21 protein-coding genes and 1 tRNA gene are annotated in these 25,944 nt (G+C 31.5%); 9 read left to right on the top strand and 13 right to left on the bottom strand.

Annotation, left to right across the window (positions count from 1 at the left end; translation table 11 throughout):
* Positions 1-46 precede the first annotated feature (46 nt).
* The 3 genes from ASF10_RS20615 to ASF10_RS20605 all read left to right on the top strand — a co-directional run bounded on the left by ASF10_RS20615 (position 47) and on the right by ASF10_RS20605 (position 3,762).
* On the top strand, positions 47-526 hold the full coding sequence (locus tag ASF10_RS20615) for an Lrp/AsnC family transcriptional regulator (protein WP_008468989.1): 480 nt from the start codon (positions 47-49) through the stop codon (positions 524-526).
* Positions 527-615: 89 nt separating this feature from the next.
* Positions 616-3,201, top strand: a complete 2,586-nt coding sequence (locus ASF10_RS20610; protein ID WP_056253528.1) for a phosphoenolpyruvate carboxylase — start codon at positions 616-618, stop codon at positions 3,199-3,201.
* Between the two features lie 45 nt (positions 3,202-3,246).
* Positions 3,247-3,762 carry a DinB family protein gene (locus ASF10_RS20605; RefSeq protein ID WP_056253524.1) on the top strand — a complete coding sequence of 172 codons (516 nt, stop codon included), beginning with the start codon at positions 3,247-3,249 and terminating at the stop codon, positions 3,760-3,762.
* A gap of 186 nt (positions 3,763-3,948) precedes the next feature.
* Here the strand turns inward: ASF10_RS20605 and recQ are convergent, their stop codons facing one another.
* From recQ to ASF10_RS20575, 6 genes are all read right to left on the bottom strand, one after another.
* Positions 3,949-6,267 carry a DNA helicase RecQ gene (recQ, locus tag ASF10_RS20600; protein ID WP_056253521.1) on the bottom strand — a complete coding sequence of 773 codons (2,319 nt, stop codon included), beginning with the start codon at positions 6,265-6,267 and terminating at the stop codon, positions 3,949-3,951.
* 141 nt (positions 6,268-6,408) lie between these two features.
* On the bottom strand, positions 6,409-6,816 hold the full coding sequence (locus tag ASF10_RS20595) for a hypothetical protein (RefSeq protein WP_056253518.1): 408 nt from the start codon (positions 6,814-6,816) through the stop codon (positions 6,409-6,411).
* Positions 6,817-6,823: 7 nt separating this feature from the next.
* The gene (locus ASF10_RS20590; protein WP_056253513.1) at positions 6,824-7,792 is read right to left on the bottom strand and encodes a deoxyhypusine synthase family protein; all 969 of its coding nucleotides are present in this window, start codon (positions 7,790-7,792) and stop codon (positions 6,824-6,826) included.
* A 107-nt stretch (positions 7,793-7,899) separates the two neighbouring features.
* Positions 7,900-9,303: a decarboxylase gene (locus ASF10_RS20585; protein WP_055092150.1), complete on the bottom strand. Its 1,404-nt coding sequence runs from the start codon at positions 9,301-9,303 to the stop codon at positions 7,900-7,902.
* A gap of 298 nt (positions 9,304-9,601) precedes the next feature.
* Complete coding sequence (aroB, locus tag ASF10_RS20580; protein ID WP_056253806.1) at positions 9,602-10,669, bottom strand: 3-dehydroquinate synthase; 1,068 nt, start codon at positions 10,667-10,669, stop codon at positions 9,602-9,604.
* Between the two features lie 313 nt (positions 10,670-10,982).
* Positions 10,983-13,289 carry an O-antigen ligase family protein gene (locus ASF10_RS20575; RefSeq protein WP_056253510.1) on the bottom strand — a complete coding sequence of 769 codons (2,307 nt, stop codon included), beginning with the start codon at positions 13,287-13,289 and terminating at the stop codon, positions 10,983-10,985.
* A gap of 283 nt (positions 13,290-13,572) precedes the next feature.
* Here ASF10_RS20575 and ASF10_RS20570 point away from each other — a divergent pair, with 283 nt between their 5' ends.
* Entirely contained in the window at positions 13,573-14,742 is a 1,170-nt protein-coding gene (locus ASF10_RS20570) for a proline dehydrogenase family protein (RefSeq protein WP_056253508.1), read from the top strand.
* 142 nt (positions 14,743-14,884) lie between these two features.
* Here the strand turns inward: ASF10_RS20570 and ASF10_RS20565 are convergent, their stop codons facing one another.
* Entirely contained in the window at positions 14,885-16,672 is a 1,788-nt protein-coding gene (locus ASF10_RS20565; protein WP_056253505.1) for an ABC transporter ATP-binding protein, read from the bottom strand.
* Between the two features lie 263 nt (positions 16,673-16,935).
* On the opposite strand from ASF10_RS20565, the gene ASF10_RS20560 reads away from it, so the two are divergent.
* A tRNA-Val gene (locus ASF10_RS20560) sits at positions 16,936-17,013 on the top strand.
* Here ASF10_RS20560 and ASF10_RS23995 read toward each other — a convergent pair.
* From ASF10_RS23995 to ASF10_RS20540, 5 genes are all read right to left on the bottom strand, one after another.
* Positions 16,970-18,526 carry a recombinase family protein gene (locus tag ASF10_RS23995; protein WP_082472480.1) on the bottom strand — a complete coding sequence of 519 codons (1,557 nt, stop codon included), beginning with the start codon at positions 18,524-18,526 and terminating at the stop codon, positions 16,970-16,972. The two genes, ASF10_RS20560 and ASF10_RS23995, sit on opposite strands and share 44 nt — an antisense overlap.
* Positions 18,414-18,692: a hypothetical protein gene (locus ASF10_RS20555; protein ID WP_056253502.1), complete on the bottom strand. Its 279-nt coding sequence runs from the start codon at positions 18,690-18,692 to the stop codon at positions 18,414-18,416. Before ASF10_RS20555 ends, ASF10_RS23995 begins: the two co-directional genes overlap by 113 nt.
* Positions 18,693-18,875: 183 nt before the next feature.
* On the bottom strand, positions 18,876-19,226 hold the full coding sequence (locus ASF10_RS20550; protein WP_056253499.1) for a hypothetical protein: 351 nt from the start codon (positions 19,224-19,226) through the stop codon (positions 18,876-18,878).
* Entirely contained in the window at positions 19,216-20,049 is an 834-nt protein-coding gene (locus ASF10_RS20545) for a hypothetical protein (protein WP_056253496.1), read from the bottom strand. Before ASF10_RS20545 ends, ASF10_RS20550 begins: the two co-directional genes overlap by 11 nt.
* An 11-nt stretch (positions 20,050-20,060) precedes the next feature.
* Entirely contained in the window at positions 20,061-20,912 is an 852-nt protein-coding gene (locus ASF10_RS20540; protein ID WP_056253494.1) for a hypothetical protein, read from the bottom strand.
* 174 nt (positions 20,913-21,086) lie between these two features.
* On the opposite strand from ASF10_RS20540, the gene ASF10_RS20535 reads away from it, so the two are divergent.
* The gene (locus ASF10_RS20535; protein WP_056253492.1) at positions 21,087-21,503 is read left to right on the top strand and encodes a helix-turn-helix domain-containing protein; all 417 of its coding nucleotides are present in this window, start codon (positions 21,087-21,089) and stop codon (positions 21,501-21,503) included.
* Positions 21,504-21,605: 102 nt separating this feature from the next.
* Here the strand turns inward: ASF10_RS20535 and ASF10_RS20530 are convergent, their stop codons facing one another.
* A complete protein-coding gene (locus ASF10_RS20530; protein WP_056253489.1) occupies positions 21,606-23,009 on the bottom strand; it encodes a HEPN domain-containing protein in 1,404 nt (467 codons plus the stop codon).
* A gap of 777 nt (positions 23,010-23,786) precedes the next feature.
* Between ASF10_RS20530 and ASF10_RS20520 the strand changes: the two genes are divergently transcribed.
* From ASF10_RS20520 to ASF10_RS20510, 3 genes are all read left to right on the top strand, one after another.
* Positions 23,787-24,179: a plasmid mobilization protein gene (locus ASF10_RS20520; RefSeq protein ID WP_056189043.1), complete on the top strand. Its 393-nt coding sequence runs from the start codon at positions 23,787-23,789 to the stop codon at positions 24,177-24,179.
* On the top strand, positions 24,164-25,447 hold the full coding sequence (locus ASF10_RS20515) for a relaxase/mobilization nuclease domain-containing protein (RefSeq protein ID WP_056253485.1): 1,284 nt from the start codon (positions 24,164-24,166) through the stop codon (positions 25,445-25,447). Before ASF10_RS20520 ends, ASF10_RS20515 begins: the two co-directional genes overlap by 16 nt.
* Before the next feature lie 108 nt (positions 25,448-25,555).
* Positions 25,556-25,825, top strand: coding sequence for a hypothetical protein (locus ASF10_RS20510; protein WP_056253482.1), 270 nt, complete (start codon positions 25,556-25,558; stop codon positions 25,823-25,825).
* Positions 25,826-25,944 lie beyond the last annotated feature (119 nt).

Genomic DNA, 25,944 nt, shown 5'->3' with positions numbered 1-25,944 from the left:
ATTTTTATACTTTGTAATAGCAATTAGTAATATTAATTAAAGAATTATGAGTAAATTTCGTTTAGATGAAGTAGATCACCAGATTTTAGATATGTTAATAGACAATACGAGAGTTCCGTTTACTGACATTGCAAAAAAACTATTGATATCTGCTGGTACAGTGCATGTTAGAGTAAAAAAAATGGAAGACGCCGGGATAATAATGGGTTCTTCATTGGCCTTAGATTACGATAAATTAGGATATTCATTTATTGCATATGTAGGGGTATTTCTTAATAATACGTCTCAAACAAAATTTGTACTAGAGCGAATCAATCAAATTCCGTTCGTAACAGTAGCTTCTGTAACGACAGGAAAATTCAATATCTTTTGTAAAATCAGAGCAAAAGATACTAAGCACGCAAAAGAAGTTATCTTCATGATCGATGATATCGACGGTGTTTACAGAACAGAAACTATGATTTCATTAGAAGAAAGTATAAACGATAAGAAGCGTTTGATGCATACTATTTTTAAAAATATGTAATATCTTCTTGAATGCTATATTTAAATATAACCTCAAGTTTATTCTTGGGGTTTTTTTATGACTAATTAACCAACCAACTACAATAGATTATGTACACGTTGCCTAAAATAGAACGTTTTAATCAAGATGTTCTCTCTAAATACCATATATATAATAGTGTATTTATAACATTACCCTTTGATTCTATAGACAATACTGGAGTTTTACTTCCTTTATTTACAGAAACTTGCGAAACGGGATTTAAAAAACAAGAAACACCTAAAGAAATTTTTGATTTCTTTTCTAACAGATATTTAAACGATGCTTCAGAGACGGAGAAAATCGATTTAATGTTTCGATTTATTCAATATATCGAACGTCAGATTGTATTGTTTGACGCCATCGAAGATGCTGCTTTTCCTGAAGTAAACAACATGGAAGGCCGTGGATCTTTGCGTGATATCAAAGAGAAATCTGATGCAAAAGAAAAAGATGAAGAATTAATCGAATTTTTGGAAAATTTTAATGTAAGAACTGTTTTAACAGCGCATCCTACACAATTTTATCCTGGACCGGTTTTAGGAATCATCAATGATTTAACGGATGCAATTCGTTTAAATGATTTATTAAAAATAAAACAATTATTGGCACAATTGGGTAAAACTCCTTTTATCCAAAACGAAAAACCAAATCCTTATGATGAAGCGGTTAGCTTAATCTGGTATTTAGAAAATGTTTTCTATGCTACTTCAGGAGAGATTGTTCATTATTTACAAAAAAATATTCTTCAGGGAAGCGCTATTCAGAATCAATTAATCAAACTTGGTTTCTGGCCTGGAGGAGATCGTGACGGAAATCCTTTTGTAACTACTGAAATCACATTGAAAGTTGCAGAACGTTTGCGTACTTCGATTTTGAAGTGTTATTATATAGAAATGAGAAACTTGAAACGTAAGTTAACTTTCTCAGGTGTAGATACATTAGTGTCTGAACTTGAACATAAACTTTATCGTTCTGTTTTTTATTCAAAAGGAGAAATTTATATCACTTTAGATGAATTGTTAACGCAATTAAATCTTATCAGAGATATTATTATCGAAAAGCATCAGTCACTTTATTTAGATGAACTGGAAGCTTTTTTAGTAAAAATCAATCTTTTTGGTTTTCACTTTGCGACTTTAGATATTCGTCAGAATAGTAAAATTCACGATGCTGTATTTAAGGACGTAGTAAGTCATTATTTAAATTCAGGTTCACAAATATTCCCTTCTAATTATTTTGAATTATCTGAAGAGGAGAAACTAGTAGTTTTATCAAAAGTAAAAGGAGAATTAAATCCGGCAGATTTTGATGATGAAATTACAAGATCTACTTTAGAATCTGTTCAGGCAATAAAAACTATCCAGGCTAATAATGGCGAATTTGGAGCAAATCGTTATATCATTAGTAATAACGAAAGTGCGCTGAATGTTATGGAAACTTTTGCAATGATCAGATTGAATAATTGGGAGAATCCAACTGTGGATATTATTCCGCTTTTTGAATCTGTTGATGATTTGCAAAATGCCCATCAAATTATGGAGCAATTATATACAAATCCAGAATATTCTAAACATTTACAAGCCAGAGGAAATAAACAAACTATTATGTTAGGTTTCTCTGACGGAACTAAAGATGGTGGATATTTAATGGCAAACTGGAGTATTTATCAGGCTAAAATCGCTTTAACTGAAATTTCAAGAAAATATGGTATTAAAGCTATTTTCTTTGATGGACGTGGCGGACCTCCGGCTCGTGGTGGTGGAAAAACACATAAATTCTATGCATCTTTAGGTCCAAAAATCGAGAATAATGAAATTCAGATTACCGTTCAGGGACAAACTATTAGTTCTAATTTTGGAACATTAGATTCTTGTCGTTATAACATTGAGAATTTATTAAGCGCCGGAGTAACGAATCAGGTATTTAGTAAAGGAAAAAATGAATTGAGCGACGAAGAAACTCAAATTTTGAATCAATTAGCTGGTTTAGGATATGACAAATATTTAAGTTTTAAAAATCACCCTAAATTTATTCCATATTTAGAGAAGATGAGTACGTTAAAATACTATTCTAAAACAAATATCGGAAGCCGACCATCCAAAAGAAGCAAATCAGAATCATTAGATTTTGCTGATTTAAGAGCGATTCCTTTTGTAGGTTCATGGAGTCAATTGAAACAAAATGTACCTGGATTTTTTGGAGTAGGTTCTGCCTTGAAATATTTTGAAGAAAGCGGACAATGGGATAAAGTACAGGATTTATATCACAACTCTTTATTCTTTAAAACGCTCTTAGAAAACAGCATGATGTCATTGGCTAAATCATTTTTGCCACTAACAGCTTATATGAGAAAAGATCCGGAATTTGGTGATTTCTGGCAAATTATCTACGATGAGTTTTCTGAAACAAAACGTCTTTTATTAAAAATAGCGGGACATAAAACCTTAATGGAAAATTATCCTGATGGTATAGCTTCTATTCAGGTAAGAGAACGTATTGTGTTGCCATTGTTAACGATACAGCAATATGCTTTATTGAAAATCAATGAATTGAATAAAGATTCTAATGGTAATGAGGAGTTGATAAAAGTATACGAAAAAATCGTTACGAGATCACTTTTCGGAAATACCAATGCAAGTAGAAATTCAGCATAAAATTAGATTAGGTAAAATTACAGAATAACGTAAATTGTAAAAAACATGAATTCAAGTCAATTATTAGAAACAGAATATTCCGGTCCTTTCGCCAATTATGTTCGTGAAGCCGGAGAAGTTAATCTGATCGAAGAGTTAGAAATTTCTCTTCATGATTTTATCCGTTTTGTACAAAATATTCCATTAGATAAATTCGATTACCGTTATGCCGAAGGAAAATGGACTATTAAGGATATTATCCAGCATTTGATAGATTGCGAACGTATTTTTATGTATCGTGCTTTGCGTTTTTCAAGAAATGATAAAACACCTTTACCCGGATTTGAAGAGAATGATTATGTAGATAATACGAGTGCAAACGAAAGAAGCATTCAGGAATTATTAATGGAACTTTCCGCTGTAAGACATTCAACTTTATTATTTTATAAAAGTTTATCTAAAGAACAACTTCAGCGAATAGGAACTGCTTCAACTCATCAATTATCAGCAGGTGCTTTGGGTTTTGTGATTATTGGTCACCAAAAACATCACCAAAAAGTCTTTGAAGAAAGGTATTTGTAGGCCTTAGAAATTGATATAAAAAAATCCTGTGAAATTGATTCACAGGATTTTTTGTTTTCAGAATCTTGTCATTTCGACCAAAGGGAGAAATCACACAAGAAACTCCGTTCCTAAAGTTGCTAATCTTTGTCGAATTACAAGTGTGATTTCTCCCTTTGGTCGAAATGACAAAAAAAACCAGGAAAATTATTTTTTCAATTCTAATTTTTTCAATCTGGAGTTTATTGCGCCTTCATTTCTTCCTAACAAAAGCGCTATTTCTTCCACTTTCTTTCCTAGATAAAAATTATGAACAAGTGCTGCATCTTCCTCTGAACTCCATTTTTTATAGGCTTCAGCATTTTCTAACCTTTTTTCATCCAACGAATAAGCTTTGATTTTTAGCTTTTCACCATCATTTTTGTGCCTTTCAAGAAAAGCTAATCCAAAACGAATTTTATCGTAAGACATTTTTTCTTCAAAATGATCATAATAGGGTTTCAATGCAGTCGGAAATTCAAGTTCGATTTGCGCTTTTTGCAATTGAGAAATTTCTTTTTCTCCAACAAACTGATTTAAATCAAAATCATGTCCATCAACATATAATTTAGCCAAATGCGAAATAATCGTAGTAAAACCCAAATTTCTTTGTTCAGCAATTTCTTTTACAGTGGCACCGTTTTGAAATAATTCTAAAGTTGTTTTGTAAGTGTTACCTTCTTTTTTAGTCTTAACTTTTGTTTTCTTTACTTTTTCATAATAAGTAATAGCATCAATAAATTCTTGTCCGTATTTTTCAAGTTTTGCTTTACCAACACCATCAATGGCAAGAAATTCTTCATCGCTCATTGGTCGTAAAGTTTCCATTTGTCTAAGGGCAGCATCACTAAAAATTACATAGGCAGGAACTTCTTCATCTTTAGCAATCTCATAACGTAATGTTCGAAGTATTTCAAAAAGAGAATTTTTAGCTGTTTTAGTTTTAACTTCTTTGATTTCGTTTTTGTCAATTACTTTTTTGACAACCGTAGTCAATTGCACTTTTTCACCTTCAAACAAAACTTTCTTTGCAAAAGGAGTTAAGAGAATTTTATTGTGCTGATGAAAAGCAATTTCGCAATACCCTAAATTTATCAGCTGAATTAAATATTGATTCCAATCATACCATGAAATGTCGGCGCCAATTCCGTACGTTTTTAGCTCTTGATAATTTTTTTCATAGATATACGCGTTTCTCGAGCCACGCAAAAAATCTACAATTACTGCAAGAGGCTCAGATTCTTGTAAACGGCTAATAGCAGACAATGCTTTTTGCGCGAGAATCGTACCATCGAAAAATTTTGGAGGATTTTTGCAAATATCGCAGTTTCCGCAATTCTCTTTTACGAGTTCGCCAAAGTAGGAGAGTAGAATTTTTCGTCTGCAGCTCAAAGCATCAGCATATTGTTTCATTCTTTCCAGCTTTGCCAACTGAACATCTGAATTCAAACCTTCTGAAGCAAATTTTTGAAGCTGAATTACATCGGCATAACTTTCAAACAAAACAGTTTCAGCGGGTAAACCATCACGACCGGCACGACCAATTTCCTGATAATATCCTTCGATATTTTTGGGTAAATTGTAATGAATTACCCAACGAACGTTTGATTTATCAATCCCCATCCCGAAAGCAATTGTAGCACAAACTACCTGACAATCATCATTTATAAATTCATCCTGTGTTTTTGCTCGAAGTTTGTTTTCAAGACCGGCATGATATGCTTTTGCTTTTACACCGCTTTTTTGCAATTTCAAAGCAAGTTCTTCTGTAGTTTTTCTGCTTAAGCAGTAAATAATCCCGGATTCATTAGGTTTGTTTTCTACAAAATCAATAATTTGTTTTACTCTGTCTAATGCCGGACGAACTTCTAAACTTAGATTTTTTCTATCAAATGAAGCTACGAAAGTTTTAGGATTTCTTAATTTCAGCTGTTTTGTTATATCTGTACGCGTTGCTTTATCTGCAGTTGCTGTCAAAGCCAGAACAGGAGTAGAAGGGAAGCGGCTTTTTAAATATCCCAAATTGGTATATGCAGGACGAAAATCATGACCCCAAGACGATATACAATGTGCTTCGTCAATCGCAATTAGACTGATTGTCAGTTCATTAAAAACAACATCAAGATACGATAAGCTTTCCGGCGCTATATAGACAAGTTTAAATTTGTTTGATTTTAAATTGTCAATATAAAATTGCTGCTCTTCGCTTGATTGACTGCTATTGATATAACAAGCGAAGATTCCGTTTGTTTTCAAACTATCTACCTGATCTTTCATCAAGGCAATCAAAGGCGAAATAACAATTGTAATTCCTGGCAAAACCAATGCAGGCAACTGGAAACAAATCGATTTTCCTCCTCCGGTTGGCATAATGGCTAAAGTATCCTGACCTGAAAGTATGGTATTGATAATCGTTTCCTGATTTGGTCTGAATTTCTCAAATCCGAAATTTTCTTTTAATTTGGCATGTAAAATTTCTGAAGTCATTGGCTGCTATTTATAGATCGCTAAATATAATGAAAAATATTAAATATAGTATTTTTCCTATGTTTTAAAATATTGTTTTCTGTAATTAATAAAAAAAGGAACCCCAATAGAGTTCCTTTAGTTTATTTTGAAAGAGATGAATTAATCTTCATCGTCGTCATCATCTTCGTCAGCAATATCATCTGGATCTTTGTCATCATCGTCATCATCATCTCCACCATCAGTATCTGGTTTATCTAACGTATCATCATCATCGTCGTCATCAATATCATCATCAAGATCAAGACCTTTTACTGGTTCGATTACATCAACATCTACGTCGATATCATCATCTTCATCGTAATTTTCGATTCTGTCAGCAAGTTTAGTACTAATTTTTACTAAATAAATAGTGTCTTCAGTACGAACTTCAACAGCTTCGATTAATTCGTTTTTAGCATTTCTAAAACGGATTACATCCGAATCATCATAACCATCAGGAAATTTCTCTACCAAAAGGTTCAAAATTTCGTTGGTAAGTTTAGCGTAGTCTACTATAACTCTTTTCATAAATATCCTATAAATCTAATAAGTAAGCAAAAATTAACGGTGCAACAATTGTTGCATCCGACTCGATAATAAATTTAGGGGTTTTAATGTCTAATTTACCCCAAGTGATTTTCTCGTTTGGAACTGCTCCGGAATAAGATCCGTAACTAGTTGTAGAATCTGAAATCTGACAGAAATAACTCCAAAACGGAATATCATGCATTTCCATATCTTGGTACAACATTGGCACCACGCAAATTGGAAAATCTCCTGCAATACCACCACCAATTTGGAAAAATCCAATTCCGTTAGCACTATTTTTTGGATACCAATCTGAAAGGAAAACCATATATTCGATTCCTGACTTCATTGTAGAAGCTTTCAAATCTCCTTTGATTACGTATGAAGCAAAGATATTTCCCATTGTACTATCTTCCCAACCTGGTACAATAATAGGCAAGTTTTTCTCTGCAGCTGCATACATCCAGCTATCTTTTAAATCTATTTCGTAATATTCTTCCAGAACACCTGATAACAACATTTTATACATGAATTCATGCGGAAAATAACGTTCTCCTTTGTCATCAGCATCTTTCCAGATTTTGTAAATGTGTTTTTGCAAACGACGAAATGCTTCATGCTCAGGAATACAAGTATCTGTAACACGGTTTAGTCCTCTTTCAAGCAAAGCCCATTCATCTTCAGGAGTTAAATCACGGTAGTTAGGCACTCTTTCATAATGAGAGTGTGCTACTAGATTCATGATGTCTTCTTCTAAATTGGCTCCGGTACAAGAAATAATTTGTACTTTATCTTGTCTGATTATTTCGGCAAAAATTTTACCAATTTCTGCTGTACTCATTGCGCCAGCCATACTTACCATCATCTTAGCACCATTTGCCAATTGTTGCTCATATGCTTTTGCAGCGTCAACCAGAGAGGCAGAGTTAAAGTGTAAATAATGTTTTTCAATAAACTGACTGATTGGTCCTTTCATTTTGTTTTTGTTTTTTTGTTTTTTTTGAATTAAAAGTGTAACCTTTTTGGATGGTACTGCAAATTAATAATTTTATAGTTATTAACTTTTATTTTGCAGGTTTTTTTTTATACTTTTTTAGTATAACCTAAAATCTTCAATACATCGTCAGAAGTTTGCTGTTCTGAGAAAACTTCAGTCGCTAAAATGCCGTTTTCATCACGATCTATCAAAATATGTTTAGGCTGTGGGATCAAACAGTGGTGTAAACCTCCGTAACCGCCAATAGTTTCCTGATATGCACCAGTATTAAAGAAACCAATATACAATGGCTTTTCTTTGTTGTATTTAGGCAAATAAATGGCGTTCATATTTTGTTCTGAGTTGTAATAATCGTCACTATCACAAGTCAAACCTCCTAATAAAACCCGCTCGTATGTATCATTCCAGCGGTTTACCGCCAACATGATAAAACGTTTATTTATAGCCCAAGTATCCGGCAAAGTGGTAATGAATGAAGAATCAATCATATTCCATTTTTCTCTGTCATTTTGTTGTTTTTGGTACAAAATCTGATAGATTGCGCCACCGCTTTCACCTACTGTAAATGATCCAAATTCTGTAAAGATATTTGGCACATCAACTTCGGCTTCATCACATGCAATTTTAATCTGATTGATAATTTCATCAATCATATATTGATAATCATATTCAAATGCAAGAGAGTTTTTAATCGGGAAACCTCCGCCAATGTTCAAGCCATCAAGGGTAGGGCATTCCTTTTTAAGGGCAATGTATACTTTAATACATTTTACCAGCTCATTCCAGTAATATGACGTATCGTTTATCCCGGTATTGATAAAAAAGTGAAGCATTTTAAGCTCTAATTTATCATTTTCCTGAATTTGTTTTTTATAAAACGAAACTATATTTTTATATCCAATTCCTAATCTTGACGTATAAAACTCAAATTTAGGTTCTTCTTCAGCTGCAATACGGATTCCAATTTTGAATTTTCCTTTTATTTCTGCCTGAAGCAAATCAAGTTCTTCATAATTGTCAATAATCGGAATAGTATTTTTGTGTCCGCTATTGATTAATCGTGCAATATTAGTAATGTATTCGTCTCTTTTAAAACCATTACAAATAACATAGGTGCTTTTGTTGATTTTACCATTTTCAAGTAGATTTTCTACAATATTAACATCAAAAGCTGATGATGTTTCTATGTGAATGTTATTCTTGAAAGCTTCATTCATAATGTATTCAAAATGAGAGCTTTTTGTACAATAACAATAGTAGTATTTTGCGTCATACTTGTTTTTTTCCATCGATTTTCTGAACCAGGCTTTGGCCTTATTAATGTTTTCAGAAATTTGTGGTAAATAAGTAAATTTTAATGGCGTACCGTATTGTTCAACTAATTTCATCAAATCGATATTGTGAAATTGTAAGTTGTCTTTGTTTAATTTAAATTCCGTTTGAGGAAAATAGTAAGTTTGATTAATTAGATCAGAATATTTTGTATTCATTATATTTTTCGATATTTGAGATTGTAATTTTTAATTTAGAAAACGGTACTAAATCTAAAATTCAAACCCTAATATTCGCAAATACAATTTGCAGTTTTTCGTGTTCTGCCTTTGAGTATTGAAAAATATCACAACAAAACGGACTTTTACTAGTATAAAAACGATTCAACATCCTTAGCAAGGAACTATTGAGCCGATTTCTATAAGAACTAAATTGTCTTTGTTTTTTGTTTGTTTTCATCGTGGCAAATGTAAAAAATAATATATACCTAAAGCAAAGCTTTTTATTAAAAAAAGTTTAAGATTTATAATCTTGAAACGCATCTAGAATCAATTTATTTTCAACGGATTGATTAATTTTTATTTTCCCGATTCCTTCAATTAAGGCAAATTGAATCAAACCGTATTCATTTTTTTTGTCATGAATAAGCAATTCCAAGATAGGATCGATGTCATTTTCTTCGATTTTTACATCATCATAAATACTCTTTATTGCGGTTTTAATCTCAGTATATTCTTCTGCTGTAATTAAGTTTTTGTGCAAAGAGATATAACTTTCCAAAATCATCCCAATTGCAATAGCTTCTCCATGCAGCAATGTTGTTTTGGTTTCACTTTCTAAAAAGTAACTTTCGATAGCATGACCTAAAGTATGGCCAAAATTTAATGCTTTACGAATGTTCTTTTCTGTTGGGTCTTGAATTACGATATCATTCTTAATTTCTACAGAACGGTAGATTAACTCATCAAAATCAGCAAAATCAATCGCTTTTAGGTCTAAAAACTGTTTCCAATAAGCTGCATCATATATTAAGCCGTGTTTTAGCATTTCTGCCAGACCGGAACGCATTTCGCTTTGTGGTAAAGTTTGAAGATAATCCGTATCAATTAATACCATTTGAGGCACGTTGATAACACCAATCTGGTTTTTAAGATTTCCCAGATCAACCCCTGTTTTTCCTCCAACAGAAGCGTCTACCATAGACAATAATGTTGTTGGAATATTGATAAAATCAACTCCGCGTTTAAAGGTAGAAGCCACAAATCCGCCAAGATCTGTTACCACACCACCGCCAAGATTTATAACAAGTGATTTTCTGTCGGCACCAAGTTCAGTTAATACTTTCCAGATTTCAATACAGGTTTCAATATTTTTATTGATTTCTCCAGATTCAAATTCAATGATTTCAATCGTTAAATCAGTTTCAAGCAACGGCAAAAATTTAGGCAGGCAATATTCATTTGTCTCATTATCAACTATAATAAACAAATTAGAGTATTTATTTTCTTTTAAATGATTATTTAGGGCTTCGTATGCATTTTGGTTAAAATGCACGAGATAATTATTAGCTTGAATAGATTGCATATTTCTGTAGTTAATTGAAACCGCAAAATAAGGCATTTTTAACTAAATAATATTCAAACTTTCGTTCAAATTTGTTTTAAAACGAATGATTCTAATTAAGGTTTGAGAGATTTTATTTTAATTTTTAATAACTAAAAAACAAGAAAGACGTAAAGTCTTACTTTATAAATGCAACATTGCCAAAACATTCAGAATATTGCTAATCGAAGTAAATATGATTAGAAATCACATTTATAAATATTTATGACTAATCGTGATAATAAAAAGATAAGCAGAAATCATTGATTTCGTTTGTGCTTAAAGTGTGGATTTACTATTTACAGATTGCATTTAATTGTTGTCGTGCTCCCGAAAAATTTTTAGCTTTAGATAAATTAAAATATTTACAGGCATTTTCCTGATCATTATTTTTAAGATAGCAAACACCAATATAAAACTCTGTTAATCCATTATACAAACCAGGATGTTTTAATGCCTCTAAAAAGTATTTCATGGCATCTTTATAATTTTGGGAATAGAAGTAATTTAGTCCAATACTTTGCAGTAAATAAACATCTTTAGGATTTATTTTTAAGGCTTTTTCAAATGATTCGAGAGATTTGTCTAATTTTCCCTGAGATAGAAAAACTTGCCCGTCTCTGGTATAATTTTTTACTAAAATATCTTTTTTAAATTGTATCAAAGTACTGTCATTAGGGATCTCTTTTAATCCGTTATCAATAAAGCTAATTAAACTTTTTTCTTTAAAATTAGTTTTTTGCAATTCAGCAGCCGGAATACTCCAGGCTTCGGGGATTTTTCTATATTTAGAAAATAGTTTATGTTCTTTAAGGATTTCAAGTGTATCTTTTTTTACCGCAGCCAGACTAGTCGAATGTTGGAAAAACAATAAATTTCTTGGACGCAAATAAAAAGCTTCCTTTATATAAACGTATGCACTATCTGTATTTCCTTTTTCTTTAGAAATAACATACTTATAGAAATTTATCCTCCCAGAATATGGATTAATTTTACTGGCTTTTGCAAAAGCTGATAAAGCTTTATCATAATTTTTTTCACGGACATAATAAATTGCTGCGTATTCATAAAACGATTCAGAAGTTGAAAAAACATTCGGATATTCACGCATTCTGTCAACAACTTTATCTCCGGTTAAAAGTCCTTTTAGATTAGTATTAATATCATCTCTTAAAATTTCGGATTCCAGATTCGAAGCTTTATAAACTATTAAAGCAGAATAACTTGTAATAAAACTTATAAGAATCAAAACTGATAAAACAGCTTTTGTTTTAACTGATTGTGAAGTATCATTATTAGTAAAAGAACCGTTTACGACTGTTAATGCTACTATTAAACCAAAGAATATTTGCATTGTAGGTCTGTACATTGGAAAATTAAAAAATGCATCCCCTCCATAAACAATTAAAAGCATTATAGTAAGAATTGCAACTGTCCTGACGTTTGTATCTTTAGATTTCAAGACTCTTTTTACATTAATAAAACCAATAACAAGAAAAAGAGAAAAATATATTAGCCCATTGATTATTCCGGTTTCTGCAAGAATTTCTAAAAAATCGTTATGTGAATCTAATGAAACGATAAAATCATTTTCTGATATTTTTTCGTAAGGAATAGATTCTATGCGATAATTACCTAATCCAACTCCTAATAAAGGATTTGCCTGGCTTAGTTTTAAAGAGTTTTCCCAATATGTTAATCTCGCTTTTGCAGAAGCATCTGTTTCTTTTATTTGCGTAATTCTGTTTGCGACAGATTTGTAACGATCGTTATCTTTAGATTTTTCAAAAGATTTATTCGAAACAAATAGTGCTACAATAATTGGTATTATTAAAGTCAGGATTTTTAATGCGCTTGATTTATTAAAAGAATTGATTTTTAGGTAATAAATAATATATACAATAACAATCAGAATTAGATTAAGCAGCGATGTTCTTGCACCAGTTAAGAAAATAGCTGTAGTCACAAAAAACAGTGTAAAAACGAAAAAATTCTTTTTGAAACTTGTAAAATGAGTAATTCCCAGTAATAAAAAAGGAACTTTAATGGTTAAGCTCGCAGCGAATATGTTTATGTTTCCTGTATTTCCGTTAAGATTATTTAAAGCATGAGCAATAGAAATATATCTGGATAATTGCGAAAATTTGTATAACGCCAAACCTGATTGAAAAAAAGCGCTAATCGCAATAATAAATGCAATTTTGTATAGGAGATCGAGCTTGTCTTTTAGTAAGATCGAAAGATTTATAAATAAACAAAAAGTAATTACTAATTCAGTAATTCTCATTAAAACAAGCGAAGTATTTTTTGCTACAACAAATGATAAACCACAGATTATCAAAAATATTAAATAGAGTATTGTAATATAACTTCTTTTTAATATTGGAATTATACTACTCGAAATCATTTTTGAATTGATGAAAAAATAAACACCAATTAAAAAATTAAGTATCGATAAATATAAAAATTGGGTTTTTCCAATTAGAGCACCTGAAGTATTGGGTAAATAGTCAATAATTAAAAGTAAACATATAAAAACTAAAATAATATACTCCGGAATAATTGATATTCCAGTATTAAAACGTGTTCGGATATTATTCATAGTAATTATATTTTTGCAAATATAATTTTTTAAAGCATAATCTTGTTAAAATAAACGATAAAATTATTTATTTTCTTACTTTTTAATTGTCAGAATTGCTCATTTTACTTAAAGCGTAAATAAATTCTTTATTCATTAAAGTGATAAATTTTATAACAACGTAAACTCCTGTCATTTTCGGATAATAATTGACAGAATGTTATTAACGATATTAAAAATTATGCTGTGTTTTAGTAAATAATATTCAAAACTCTATCTATATTTGCACAAAAAACTGACCTTAATGGAAAAAATATTCGATAACACTCAAGTTGCATTTTCGCTAAAAAGCGATACAGAACTTGATAGAGCTTATTTTCTTTTTAAAATGATCGACAGCCAACCTTTAGTTAGGATAGGAACTGCTGTTACCAATTTTGCGATAAAAGCAAATCTTCCGGTAGAAGGATTAATTCGTGCAACTGTTTTTGACCATTTTTGTGGTGGTGTAAACGAGAATGATTGTATTACAGTAGTAGACAAAATGTTTACTAAAGGTGTTTCATCTGTTTTAGATTATTCTGTTGAAGGAAAAGAGGAAGAGGAGCAATTTGACGCTGCTTTACAAATGACTTTAAAAACAATCGAATTTGCTAAAGAACGTTTGGCGATTCCGTTTGCTGTTTTTAAACCCACTGGTTTTGGCCGTTTTGAATTGTATGAGAAATTAGGCGAAAAACAAACTTTAACTCCGGCTGAACAAGCAGAGTGGGACAGAGTAGTGGCTCGTTTTGACCAGGTTTGTGGTGAAGCGCATAAAAAAGATGTTGCTTTATTGATTGATGGTGAAGAAAGCTGGATGCAGGATGCCGCTGATGATCTTGTTACTGATATGATGCGCAAGTATAATAAAGAGAAAGCAATTGTTTTTAATACTTTGCAAATGTACCGTTGGGATCGTTTGGATTATTTAAAAAAATTGCATGAAGTAGCAAAAAACGAAGGATTCTTTATTGGTATGAAGCTGGTTCGTGGCGCTTATATGGAAAAAGAAAACAAAAGAGCGGAAGAGAAAAATTATGTTTCGCCAATTTGTGTTTCTAAAGAAGCTACAGATATTAATTATGATGCTGCTGTACATTATATGTTAGAGCATTTGGAAATTATGTCAATTTTTGCGGGAACTCACAACGAATTGAGCTCTTATAAATTGATGGAAATGATGCAGGAAAAAGGAATTGCCAAAAACGATAATAAAATATGGTTTGGACAATTGTACGGAATGAGCGATAATATTAGTTACAACCTTGCCGAAAACGGTTATAATGTAGCTAAATATTTGCCATTTGGCCCTGTAAAAGATGTTATGCCTTATTTGATTCGTCGTGCCGAAGAAAATACTTCTGTAGCCGGACAAACAAGCCGTGAATTATCTATGATAAAAGCAGAACGTAAACGTAGAAAAGGGAAATAGTTTTCTGTCTCAGTTTACAGTTTACAGTTTACAGTTTATAATAAATAAAAAAGCTCCAATTTGCATTGGAGCTTTTTTTATTGACTTTTTTAACCCGACAGGTTTTAAAAACCTGTCGGGTTTGTTTTTGATATTTTTATATCTAATAATTACTAAACTGAAGATTACTTAGGTTTTTATAAGTTCCGTTTTCAAGGGTTATCAATTCCTGATGTGTTCCTTCTTCGGTTATTTTTCCATTATCAAGAACCAGAATTTTATCAGCGTTTCTAATAGTCGAAAGTCGGTGCGCAATGATAATGCTTGTTCTTCCTTCCATTAAGACTTCTAAGGCTTCCTGAACTAATTTTTCGCTTTCACTATCTAAAGATGATGTTGCTTCGTCTAATATTAAAATACGTGGATTTTTAAGTAATGCTCTCGCAATTGCAATACGCTGGCGTTGTCCTCCGGATAATTTTACACCGCGTTCTCCTACGACTGTTTCAAATTTTTCAGGGAATCCTTCTACAAAGTTAAAAGCGTTTGCTTGTTTTGCTGCCAGAATAATTTCTTCGTTCGTTGCATCAGGTTTTCCGTAAGCAATATTCTCCTTGATCGTTCCTCCAAATAAAATTACATCCTGAGGAACAATACTCATATTACCACGAAGATTTTCAAGATCATATTCGTAGATATTTTTTCCATCAACTGTGATTTCTCCCGATGTAATATCATAGAAACGCAGCAATAGAGACGATATAGTTGATTTTCCTGCTCCACTTGGACCTACAATCGCGATTTTTTGTCCAAATTCAGCAGTAAAATTTACATCTTTAAGAACCTGAACTTCTTTTCTTGAAGGATAACTAAAGGCAACATTTTTAAAAGAAACATTTCCCTTTATTTTTTCCAGCGGAGTTGTATTTTGTACAGCATTTATTTTCTCAGGAGTTTCTTCTAATAATTCAAAAACCCTTTCTGTAGCTCCAATTGCTTTTTGAATTTGTGCATATAACTCGGCAATTCCGCCAAAAGAAGCACCAACAAATGTAGAATACAATACAAAAGAGATTAATTGTCCAACGCTCATTTCGCCCGCAATGCTTAAACGAACTCCGTACCACACAACGGCAACGATGGCTCCAAATAAGCAGAAAATAATAAACGATGCAAAATAACCTCTGTATTTACCACCTTTGATGGCCAATTTTACAACTTCGCTAATTTTACCTTTATAACGGGCAACTTCGTACCATTCGTTTGCAAAAGCTTTTACGATACTAATTCCCTGCATGGTTTCTTCGACAATAACCTGACTTTCTGCAACCTGATCCTGTACTTGTTTTGAATATTTTCGAATAAAACGTCCAAAGATTACAGCAGCAACCGCTACAAGAGGAACTACAGCCAACATTAATAAGGTTAATTTAAAGCTTTCTGTAGCCAATAAAATAACGCCGCCTATAATAAGTATAAATTGACGCAGAAACTCTGCAATCGTCGACGTTAACGTATCCTGGATCTGAGTAATATCTGCGCTGATACGGCTGTTTAATTCTCCAACTCTTTTTTGAGAAAAGAAAGTCATTGGCAATTTTACTAAATTGGTATATAAAGACAAACGCAGGTTTGCCAGTGTATTTTCGGTAAAATTGACAAACAATGATAATCTGAAAAACGAGCAAAAGGATTGCAGGAACAAAATCACAATTAATCCTAATGCGATTTGGTTTGCCTGATCATTGTCTTTGTTTTTTACACAATCAATCAGCATTCCCATTAATTTAGGAAAGGCGAGGGCAGTGGCTCCTGTAAGCAAAAGGAAAACCAGTCCAACATAAAATTTCCATTGGTGTTTTCCGGCGTATTTGAATATTATTGTTGCTTTGTTAAGTGAAGTAGCGGTAATTTTTGATTTGGGTAAATCATTTTCTTTAAATCTTGCCATTTGAGTATACAATTAAGGTTTACAAATGTATGATTATAGCAAATGAATACAAAGGATTATTATAAATTAGACTTTGTGATCTGTATTTTTAACTAAATGTAAGGAAATAGCATTTTTATTTATTTTTTAAGAAGCTGAAAAATAGATTAGTAAATAAAAAAGCAAAAAAATATTTCATTTTATTTCAAAAAACGCTTGCAAATACAAAATCTAGCTGTATATTTGCACTCACAATCACGAAATGATAGCGACCTAGTAAAATAGGGCGATTAGCTCAGCTGGTTCAGAGCACCTCGTTTACACCGAGGGGGTCGGGGGTTCGAACCCCTCATCGCCCACCATAAGAGACAAGTTAGAAATATTCTGATTTGTCTCTTTTTTATTTTGGTCTAATTGCTCATTAATTAAGTACATTAGCTGAACTGCTTCATTGATTCTTGTGGTTCGAAATCCAATTCCATCATATATCAAATTCTCAGGATATATTGAACCAATTAAATCACGACAAGCCACAAATTCAGAATTATCATAGATAGAATGAATTCTAAATAAATTTTCAATTCCCTGATTAAGCAGTTTTTCAATATCATCCTGATCCGTATTCAGTCCTGAATATTTTGCTTGAAGTCTTACTAATGTTTCTCCATAATCAGATTTTATATCTCTATAATCTGCTGAATCAATTTGATTTGTCATTAGCAAATCTCTAGCCTTACTCAACCTGCCTTCATAGTCTTTTATTTGATTTAATAATTGAGATTTTTCATTTTGTCTTTCTCTTGTTTGTTCTTTATATGCTTCTAGAATTATAATGCTGTAAACTTTTTTATATTCTCTTTTTGGAGCATATTTTAAAAGTTCTTTTATAAATATTTGATTTACTTCCTCTGCATTTGAGCGATGTGTACATCCTTTATAACAATGGTAATAGGCGTAATATTGATTACGCCCTTTTGATTTACTCCCTGACAACACTTTTCCGCATACTGGACAAGTTAAAAAACCTCGAAGAGGAAGGTCTAATATAGTTTCAACTTTGGGACGAATTACTTTCTTTCTTCCGTCCACCACATCTTGAACTTTATAAAACAATTCCTCGCTTATTATTGCTTCATGCTGTCCGTTGGCTAAATAGCTTTCCTCATCCTTATACTGAGGGACTTTTATTTTTCCGCAATACAAAGGATTTCTTACTGCAAGCCAAAAGCTATGTTTTCCTGTTTTTATTCCTTTTTTCCTTGCCAGACGATGAATATCTTCAGTACTGAAAATACCTTGGGCAATTTCATTAAATGCCCAGCGCATTATAGACGCTTCCGGCTCTTTAATAGCGATATATTTACTACCATCATCTTTAGATTTGTTTACATATCCAATGGGAGCCTGACTAACATATCTACCTTCCTTCTTTGCTCTTCGCATTCCATGAAAAACATTTAATGCTCTTCTGTCATTTTCTACTTCAGGAACAGCCAGATAAAAAGCAAGCATCATTTTGTTTTCAGGAACAGATAAATCTAAAGGCTGTTCTATTGCTTGTGGTTCTACTCCGAGTTTTCTTAAGGTGCTGATCATTTGATAAGCATCCCCTGCGTTTCTGCTGAAACGATCCCATTTAGTAAACAAGACCAGATCTGTTTTATTTTTGAACTTTTTTAAATTTACCAGTAATAATTTCCATTTTGGCCTAAGAAATGTTTTGGCAGAATGATCTTCATATATAATATCACGTATGGCAATGTTATTTATCTGACAGTACTTTTTTAGTACTTCTTCTTGGTTTCTTTGTGAATATCCTTTGTCGGCTTGTTCGTCTGTACTCACTCTCACGTATAGGTCTGCTATTTGTTTCATTTTGCTGATTTAAAAAATTAGACACGGTTATTCTCGCTAGTTTGCGCATAAATTCCAAGATTATCCTTGCTTGGTCAATTGTTATATCTACATTCTCTTCTTTTAGCATTTTTACAGCTTGCTCTGCTGTTAATTTCCCTCTTTCAATTCTTTCATCGCTCTCCATTTGATTCCCCCTTCATTAAAAAAAGACCATCCCTGGTCTTTCTTGTTCCACAATCACTCTTCACTATAAATTTAAAATAGTTTTTTTATTTTACCCCGTTCAAAATATGGCAGGGATGATAGTAAAGGTAATATACATTTTCATCAATATCATGGACATAATATGTCCATAAATACGGTGTGGTCATTCATAATCAGCTTTAGTTTCATCCTTCTGATCATTATACAAATAACTTATTTCAGTTATAAGCTCAAATTCATCAATTGGAAACAGCTGAAGCGCAATTCCTAATATAAGTCCAATATCAATATTTTGATTTTCAACAGTATGCGGAACTTCTGCACTGTCCTGATCTACAGCAATAATGCATAGCTTTATAAGATTTGTGATAACCGAAGCAAGTTCGTAATAATCGTAAACTCTTATCTCTGCATTATACATTCCCCTTTTATCATGCATTGGTTTCAGAGTAGTAAAAAGTCTTGCGCTTAATGCTTTGATTTCTTCGAGTTTTTTAATTTCATCAGTTTCCATAATCTTTAAATATTTCTTTAATTTTTTTTCTCTGCTCCTGAAATATTTCCTGAATCACATTTTTGATCCATTGTAGTTTCTCATTTGCATAATCTACTGTCTCTGCATCAAATGAATCAGCCTCCTCTCCCCATTGAACTGCTTTACGTGCTAATTCAATCTTTTCTAAGACTTCCTTTTCTTTTTGATTGCCTGAGTCAAATACTTTGCCTAGAGATGCATTAAAGGCACCGATATGCTCCTGCTGGTCTGAGAGGTTTTCATGAGGAATCCATTCCCCTGTAATGAACCATGAAGCATTTATAAACATATATCGGAACTGCTGGTGCAGAACATACAGAGCCATTAAATGGTTGTTGTTTTTGTGATGATACTTAAAATCCCTGCCTATAGTGCTTGCTTCTGATCTCCACATTGAATATCTTTTCCCTGTTTGTTTTAAAAGCCGTTTCATTTTTATATTTCCGATATCCAAAACCGTCTTCTGTCCAGAATTTTTATATATGAGCTCCGTTTCTTTGCAATGGAAAACAAAAAATAGGTTTCCTCTTTTCAATTCATCCTTAATGCAGTCCCTGTTAAAAAAACAGAATACAAACTCATTATGATTCTGGATTACTTTCCATAAATGGTCATTTACATCGTCATAATAATGCAGGCTTTCCCTGCTTATCACTACAGTCATAATACCGATTTTTGATTCTAAATCTGATTCGGAAAAATAAATGCAGTCAGCTTCTACAAACTCCAGAAGAAGTTTAGTCATTTTCTTCACAGCCCAATATTTTGGATGTTCTTTCTGGGTCAGAATATTGCAGTACATAGCTTCTACTTTTATGATTCCGAAACTGACAATTTTTCTTGACGCAGTAATTCTGCCTCTGCAATCTCTATAGCTTTTTCATAAAAAAGACAGCATCTTTTATCCATAAGTTCAGTATCTATTAAGCATGATTCTTTAACCTTAGCCCAGCGAAGTGAGTTTGGATTCGTTTTTAATAATTCAAACAGCCTTTTATCTTCGCTGGTGGCTCTTGGAAACATATCAGAAGTAAGCGGTGTGAATATTTCACAGATATCAAATAAATATCCCATTGAAAAATGATCGGGATAATATCCCAAAAACACATTAATAAGACCTAAGCATATTTGCTCTACAGCCGTATGCATCATGGAATCCTGAACAAATCCAGTATCCATATAATCAATTTGATTTTCGCTTTTTAAAAAGCTTTCAGCAATTTTTTTTCTATTTTCCCAATAGAATTTTATAGAATCAATTTTACGTTTTGGAGTTTCATCAAAAGAAATATTCAAAGGCGTATTCTCACGCTCGTAAACTTTATATCCTTTGGTTAAAACCTGATGGTAAAAATAGCGTTGATTTGGCGAGAGGTAATGACCATATTTTGCTTTATACAATAACAGCGTTACTGTATAACGATTTTCGGTTTTATTCTTTATAATATCGCTGATATCGGCAACGGCATTAATAACATATTCATCTGTTAATACCATCAGATAAAAATGAGTATGTTCTTTTTTTCCTGAAATAAACTCCTGAAATGGGTTTTGAAGTTCTTGAATATTTTTCTTTTCTCCAAAGCAGTATATACTGCTTGTACTGATACTCTCAACAATAATTTTGCTAATTGCCTGTAATCCTTCGTTCTCAATTGCTTTCATAATTTTACATTATTTAGTTAATACTTGTCTGAAAATTTGTATTTTTGACTAACACACAGGCAAGTAAGCAATTACTCGTATGGTACGGTATCAATTTGTCCCGTACCGTACAAGACTAAATTATGTATCATACATAAGTCTTACTTTTTTATTCTTAATTATTATCTTTGAGCTATGAGTACATTAACAAAACCAAATCACATAGGGCGAAAAATTAGCCGTATTCGTGAACTAAAAGACATGAAGCAGGAAGCATTAGCACAGGCTATGGGAACAAACCAGCAGGCTGTTTCTATTTTGGAAAACAGCGAAACTATTGATGATGAAAAATTAATACAGGTAGCAAAAGCTTTAGGTGTAAGCGTGGAAGCAATTAAGAATTTTTCTGATGAAGGAGTGTTTAATTATTTTAATAATTTTAGTGATAACAGTATTAATCAGGGACCAATAGGTGCACATAATGTTTGTCATTTTAATCCTTTAGACAAATTAATTGAGTCTTACGAAGAAAATAAAAAATTGTATGAACGTTTAGTTCAAGCCGAAAAAGATAAAGTTGAATATTTGGAAAAATTACTAAAAGCTAAATAAGCTTCTGTAAATGATATATTAATTTAAAAAGAGACTTTTCGAGTCTCTTTTTTCTTTTATTACCTGTAACTTTTACTGTACAATTCAAGGTTTTTCTCAAAACTAAGGTGTTAAGTGCCTAAATAAATTCTGATTTGCATTTTTAAATAACTTATTTGACATTTCTTTTGACATTCCTATTTCAAACAAGAATCCACTAACTAATAACATTTTTAATCTTTCAGATAAAAATAATAAATCCTTCTCAGGAATTATCTTTTTTTCAAGTGACTCGCTATAATGGGTATAATAGTTTCTTAAATTTTTTACTTGTTGAACAAACTCAGATTTGTCTGGAATAGCTTTATTAATTACTTCATTTGAATATTTTTCAGTCAATTCTGTAAGTCTTTGAGATAAATCCAAATGATTCCCAAAGTTTAATTGTTCTTTCATCCAGTTATGATACTCAATTGGCAACACTTCTAAAATGTGTTGTTTCATTTTCTTATAATCATTCTTTGGCATTTTTGTATGATTATACAATCTTGAATGTAATGTTTCAGCAGATTGTGCCAAATTGAGAAATGTGTTTTCGTTAAATATAGCACCATTATAAAATTGATCAAATAAAAGGTTAAAAGCAGGGCTTAATTTATTATACTTTTCAAACCAGTTTTTTATAATTTTTGGGAAATCCGCTTTAATTTGAGTGTAATTAAAAAGCATTTCAAATGATTGTTTTTCTTTTTCATTTCTCCTTTTACGAGTAGCTTGATAGAATTCAATTGGTTTTCTATATTTACCAGCTCTACCAAAATCGTTTTGGATACTATCATTATAAAGAATAACTTTATTAGGAAAAACACTTTTGTATATTCCAAGTATTAGAAAATTTTGAAAGCGAGTTAGTAATTCGCGTATTTCTTTTAAACTTTTTTCATTTTTAGAATTAAGCTCTAACCAAGTTTCCTGAATAATGTACTCGTTTTTTTGAGAATAGACATTTGGTCTTGATACCAAAAAAGTAAATTTTCCACGATGATCAGTATGAAGATCAAATTCAATATCTTTTGGCCTGACATAATTAATACAATATGAATTTTCAATATTTATCTCAGAATCATTCTGGAAACCAGAGATGTTTACCCACTCGTCAAAATTTTGCAGTGAACTTGAAATAGTATTAAATTTAATTGATTCCTCATTTTCAAAATGATAACCTTTTAAAATGAAATTGACATAATATCTTTCACTTATTGGTCCAGTTTCTTCATTCCGTAATGTTCTTCTTTGTCTGGAACTAAAATAACAGTTATATAATGTTATTGCTTCACTATCAACTGAAGTCCCTAAGATTATAAAGCATTTCTCTTGAGAAGTATGAAACATTTCATTTTCATCTAAAGAACCGATTAGTTCCAAATAAGAACCATTAATTGGATCAAAACTTAATATACCAGTTACTTTATCATTTTTGTTTTGAGGTAAAAACCACAATCCTTTTATTTCAAATTTATCTATCATCGTATCTCTTTTATATTATATGAACCTTTTATTTAATTATCTATTTAAATAGTATTAGCTCTAGAATTCCTTATCAAAAATAATAACGAAGTACGAAGTGATTTTGCGTAGATAAAAATATTCATAATTCAACTCAAAACTGTTGATCTATATTTATAAAAGTTGATTCTCAAAATTACTATAAATAATTTCAAAATGCTTCGATCAAATTTATTTTTGCTAGGATTAGAAATATATGCATTTAAAAACTATTCCAAAAATAAAAAAACAAAACAAGATATTTGGACACAGCCAGAGAAGTGCGCATAACATTTTTCTTCGTTCCTCAAAAAATGCCCTTCGGGACTTATAGCACTTCACCTGTCTGATTGTCCAATTTTAGATTGCTTTCTTTTTTCTTTTTTTCTTTTAAAAGTAAATTTAATTTAAATGCTCTGTCATGGACATAATTTAACCATGATAGGTTTACTTTTTTTTATTCCTTAAATTTGCTGTTGACCATTATGGTTTGCAGGTTAATCTTAAATCTGCAAAAAAAACATCTGAGGTAAAATTTAAAAAAAAAAAAAAAACCTCAGCCAATCCAGATTATTTACCGCAGGCAGACTTTTTAAAAGTCATTAAGAATTCCAAAAAATCTCAAAGATTGCAACGTTCCTGCAATCGGCAAGATGAATCGTTGTTAAACAACGACCTATCTTGCCACCTATTACCTCGGAACTCGGTGGTGGAGACACTAAAAGAAAAAGAGTTTGAAAACAATGAAAATGAAAGATGATGAAAAGAGAAAATTCAAACAGAACACGCATTGTCGGGTTAAGGTTTACACCTGAAGAGTATGCACAAATTGAGCGTAAATTTAAAGCAAGCACATGCAGAAAATTAAGCGATCACATTCGAAAACATTTATTCAATAAACCAATTGTAAGTACTTACAGAAATCAATCTTTAGATGATTTGATGGAGGAAACAATTGTTCTTACTGCTGAACTCAAAGCAATCGGTAACAATATTAACCAAATTGCTAAAAAGTTTAATACACTGAAACTAATTCCGGAATTTAGAGAGCAGGCTTTTTGGTTTGAAATTGACAAAAAAAGACTTCTTGAAAAAATGGATCAAGTTACAAACCATACTCAAAAAATATCAGAGCAATGGTTGCAATTATAAAAACAAGTCATTCCATACATAACATTCTCAATTACAACGAAAACAAAGTTAAGACAGGAGTTGCTGAATGTATTAGTGCTGAAAACTACCCTTTAGAATTAGAGAACTTAAGTTTTAATTTAAAACTTAATCGTTTTATAAAACTGGCATCATTGAATGAAAATGCCAAACGCAATAGTGTTCATATTTCTTTGAATTTTGATCCGTCGGAAAATCATTCTAAAGAGAAACTAATAGAAATTGCAAATATGTACATGCAAAAAATTGGATTTGGCAGACAACCATATTTAATTTATCAGCATAATGATGCAGGTCATCCGCACCTGCATCTAGTAACTAATAATATCCAGAGAGATGGAAAAAGAATTGACCTGCATCTTTTGGGTATACGAAAATCAGAACCTGCACGAAAAGAAATTGAAGAGTTATTTGGACTTGTAAAAGCTGAAGGTAAAAAGAACAAACAAGACATTTCTACAGAACAAGCTTCTGCAAGAATAGTCAATTACGGAAACGTAGAATCCAAAAAAGCGATTAACAGTGTTTTAAACACAGTACTAAACAAGTATAAATATTCAAGTCTTCCAGAACTAAATGCCGTATTAAAACAATGTAATATTATGGCAGATCGAGGAAGAGAAGATTCCAAAATATTTCAAACAAGGGGATTAGTTTATCGAATATTGGATCAAGAAGGGAATCCAATTGGAGTCCCAATAAAAGCAAGTTCTTTCTATAACAAACCTACTTTGAAATTTTTAGAGGAAAAATTTAAAGTTAATACAACTAGAAATGCAACAGATAAGAGTAGAGTGAAAAATGCGATTGATATAGCTCTACTTAAAGAAAAGAATTTTTCATTAAATGATTTAGCAAAGCAATTGGAAAAGGAAGGTATCAATACAGTTTTCAGAAAAAGTGAAAAAGGTTTGTTATATGGAATTACTTATGTCGATCACACAACCAAAAACGTTTTTAACGGAAGTAGTTTAGGGAAACAGTACAGTGCAAAAGCTATTGAAGACCGATGTAGTTCAACGTTTACAAATGAAGCTAAAAGAGAATCGCAGAGAAACCGGCTAGAAATTACTAAACCTTATTTGAATTCAGATCAAAGTAACAATTTTCAAGATGCAAAACAGCAGTTTCAAATACTGACTAAAATGGAAAATATTATTGATGCTTTAATGCAGGCTGAACAGTCTAGTGAATATCTGCCTTATCAATTGAAAAATAAAAGAAAGAAGGGGAGAAGACAAGGTTTATAGTCTAACAATCATTTGTTTAAAATTATAATTTAAAATTGCATACCCTTTTAAATTTATATTAATTTTATCGAAGCTGGTCTACATATAAATTGAATCTTTTTTACGCTGATGAAATTATTTAAAAAACTAAACGACTCACAATGGCTGTTAAATTCAGCAATTTTTTGTGTTCTAGTCATTTTAGTAATATTACCATTCTTCATCAACAATCATAAAAAAGTTGCTATTTTAGAAAAAAAACTTGACAGCATAAATATAATCCTTTATCAAAGAGAAGCTATTTTTAAAAAAAGGCAAAAGAACTATGATGAGAAAGCAATGAAAAAGAAGGCAGATATTGATAGTATGAAAACAGAAATAATTAAACAAATTAAATAATGGCACCTTCTAACCTCATATTAGTAGAAATTTTTTTATCTTAAATTTTTTCTTTTGAATCTATTTATTCTATTTTTCTTTTCTTCTGGCAGAATTTTGATTAAGTTAAATCGATCTCT

The sequence above is a fragment of the Flavobacterium sp. Leaf82 genome, assembly GCF_001422725.1.
Classification (GTDB): domain Bacteria; phylum Bacteroidota; class Bacteroidia; order Flavobacteriales; family Flavobacteriaceae; genus Flavobacterium.
This window is presented reverse-complemented; position numbering and strand designations above follow the sequence as displayed.

Bases quoted from the DNA above. Each gene is read 5' to 3' on its own strand.
- ASF10_RS20615 (WP_008468989.1), top strand. From the start codon at position 47: ATGAGTAAATTTCGTTTAGATGAAGTAGATCACCAGATTTTAGATATG.
- ASF10_RS20610 (WP_056253528.1), top strand. From the start codon at position 616: ATGTACACGTTGCCTAAAATAGAACGTTTTAATCAAGATGTTCTCTCT.
- ASF10_RS20605 (WP_056253524.1), top strand. From the start codon at position 3,247: ATGAATTCAAGTCAATTATTAGAAACAGAATATTCCGGTCCTTTCGCC.
- recQ (WP_056253521.1), bottom strand. From the start codon at position 6,267: ATGACTTCAGAAATTTTACATGCCAAATTAAAAGAAAATTTCGGATTT.
- ASF10_RS20595 (WP_056253518.1), bottom strand. From the start codon at position 6,816: ATGAAAAGAGTTATAGTAGACTACGCTAAACTTACCAACGAAATTTTG.
- ASF10_RS20590 (WP_056253513.1), bottom strand. From the start codon at position 7,792: ATGAAAGGACCAATCAGTCAGTTTATTGAAAAACATTATTTACACTTT.
- ASF10_RS20585 (WP_055092150.1), bottom strand. From the start codon at position 9,303: ATGAATACAAAATATTCTGATCTAATTAATCAAACTTACTATTTTCCT.
- aroB (WP_056253806.1), bottom strand. From the start codon at position 10,669: ATGCAATCTATTCAAGCTAATAATTATCTCGTGCATTTTAACCAAAAT.
- ASF10_RS20575 (WP_056253510.1), bottom strand. From the start codon at position 13,289: ATGAATAATATCCGAACACGTTTTAATACTGGAATATCAATTATTCCG.
- ASF10_RS20570 (WP_056253508.1), top strand. From the start codon at position 13,573: ATGGAAAAAATATTCGATAACACTCAAGTTGCATTTTCGCTAAAAAGC.
- ASF10_RS20565 (WP_056253505.1), bottom strand. From the start codon at position 16,672: ATGGCAAGATTTAAAGAAAATGATTTACCCAAATCAAAAATTACCGCT.
- ASF10_RS23995 (WP_082472480.1), bottom strand. From the start codon at position 18,526: ATGAAACAAATAGCAGACCTATACGTGAGAGTGAGTACAGACGAACAA.
- ASF10_RS20555 (WP_056253502.1), bottom strand. From the start codon at position 18,692: ATGGAGAGCGATGAAAGAATTGAAAGAGGGAAATTAACAGCAGAGCAA.
- ASF10_RS20550 (WP_056253499.1), bottom strand. From the start codon at position 19,226: ATGGAAACTGATGAAATTAAAAAACTCGAAGAAATCAAAGCATTAAGC.
- ASF10_RS20545 (WP_056253496.1), bottom strand. From the start codon at position 20,049: ATGTACTGCAATATTCTGACCCAGAAAGAACATCCAAAATATTGGGCT.
- ASF10_RS20540 (WP_056253494.1), bottom strand. From the start codon at position 20,912: ATGAAAGCAATTGAGAACGAAGGATTACAGGCAATTAGCAAAATTATT.
- ASF10_RS20535 (WP_056253492.1), top strand. From the start codon at position 21,087: ATGAGTACATTAACAAAACCAAATCACATAGGGCGAAAAATTAGCCGT.
- ASF10_RS20530 (WP_056253489.1), bottom strand. From the start codon at position 23,009: ATGATAGATAAATTTGAAATAAAAGGATTGTGGTTTTTACCTCAAAAC.
- ASF10_RS20520 (WP_056189043.1), top strand. From the start codon at position 23,787: ATGAAAAGAGAAAATTCAAACAGAACACGCATTGTCGGGTTAAGGTTT.
- ASF10_RS20515 (WP_056253485.1), top strand. From the start codon at position 24,164: ATGGTTGCAATTATAAAAACAAGTCATTCCATACATAACATTCTCAAT.
- ASF10_RS20510 (WP_056253482.1), top strand. From the start codon at position 25,556: ATGAAATTATTTAAAAAACTAAACGACTCACAATGGCTGTTAAATTCA.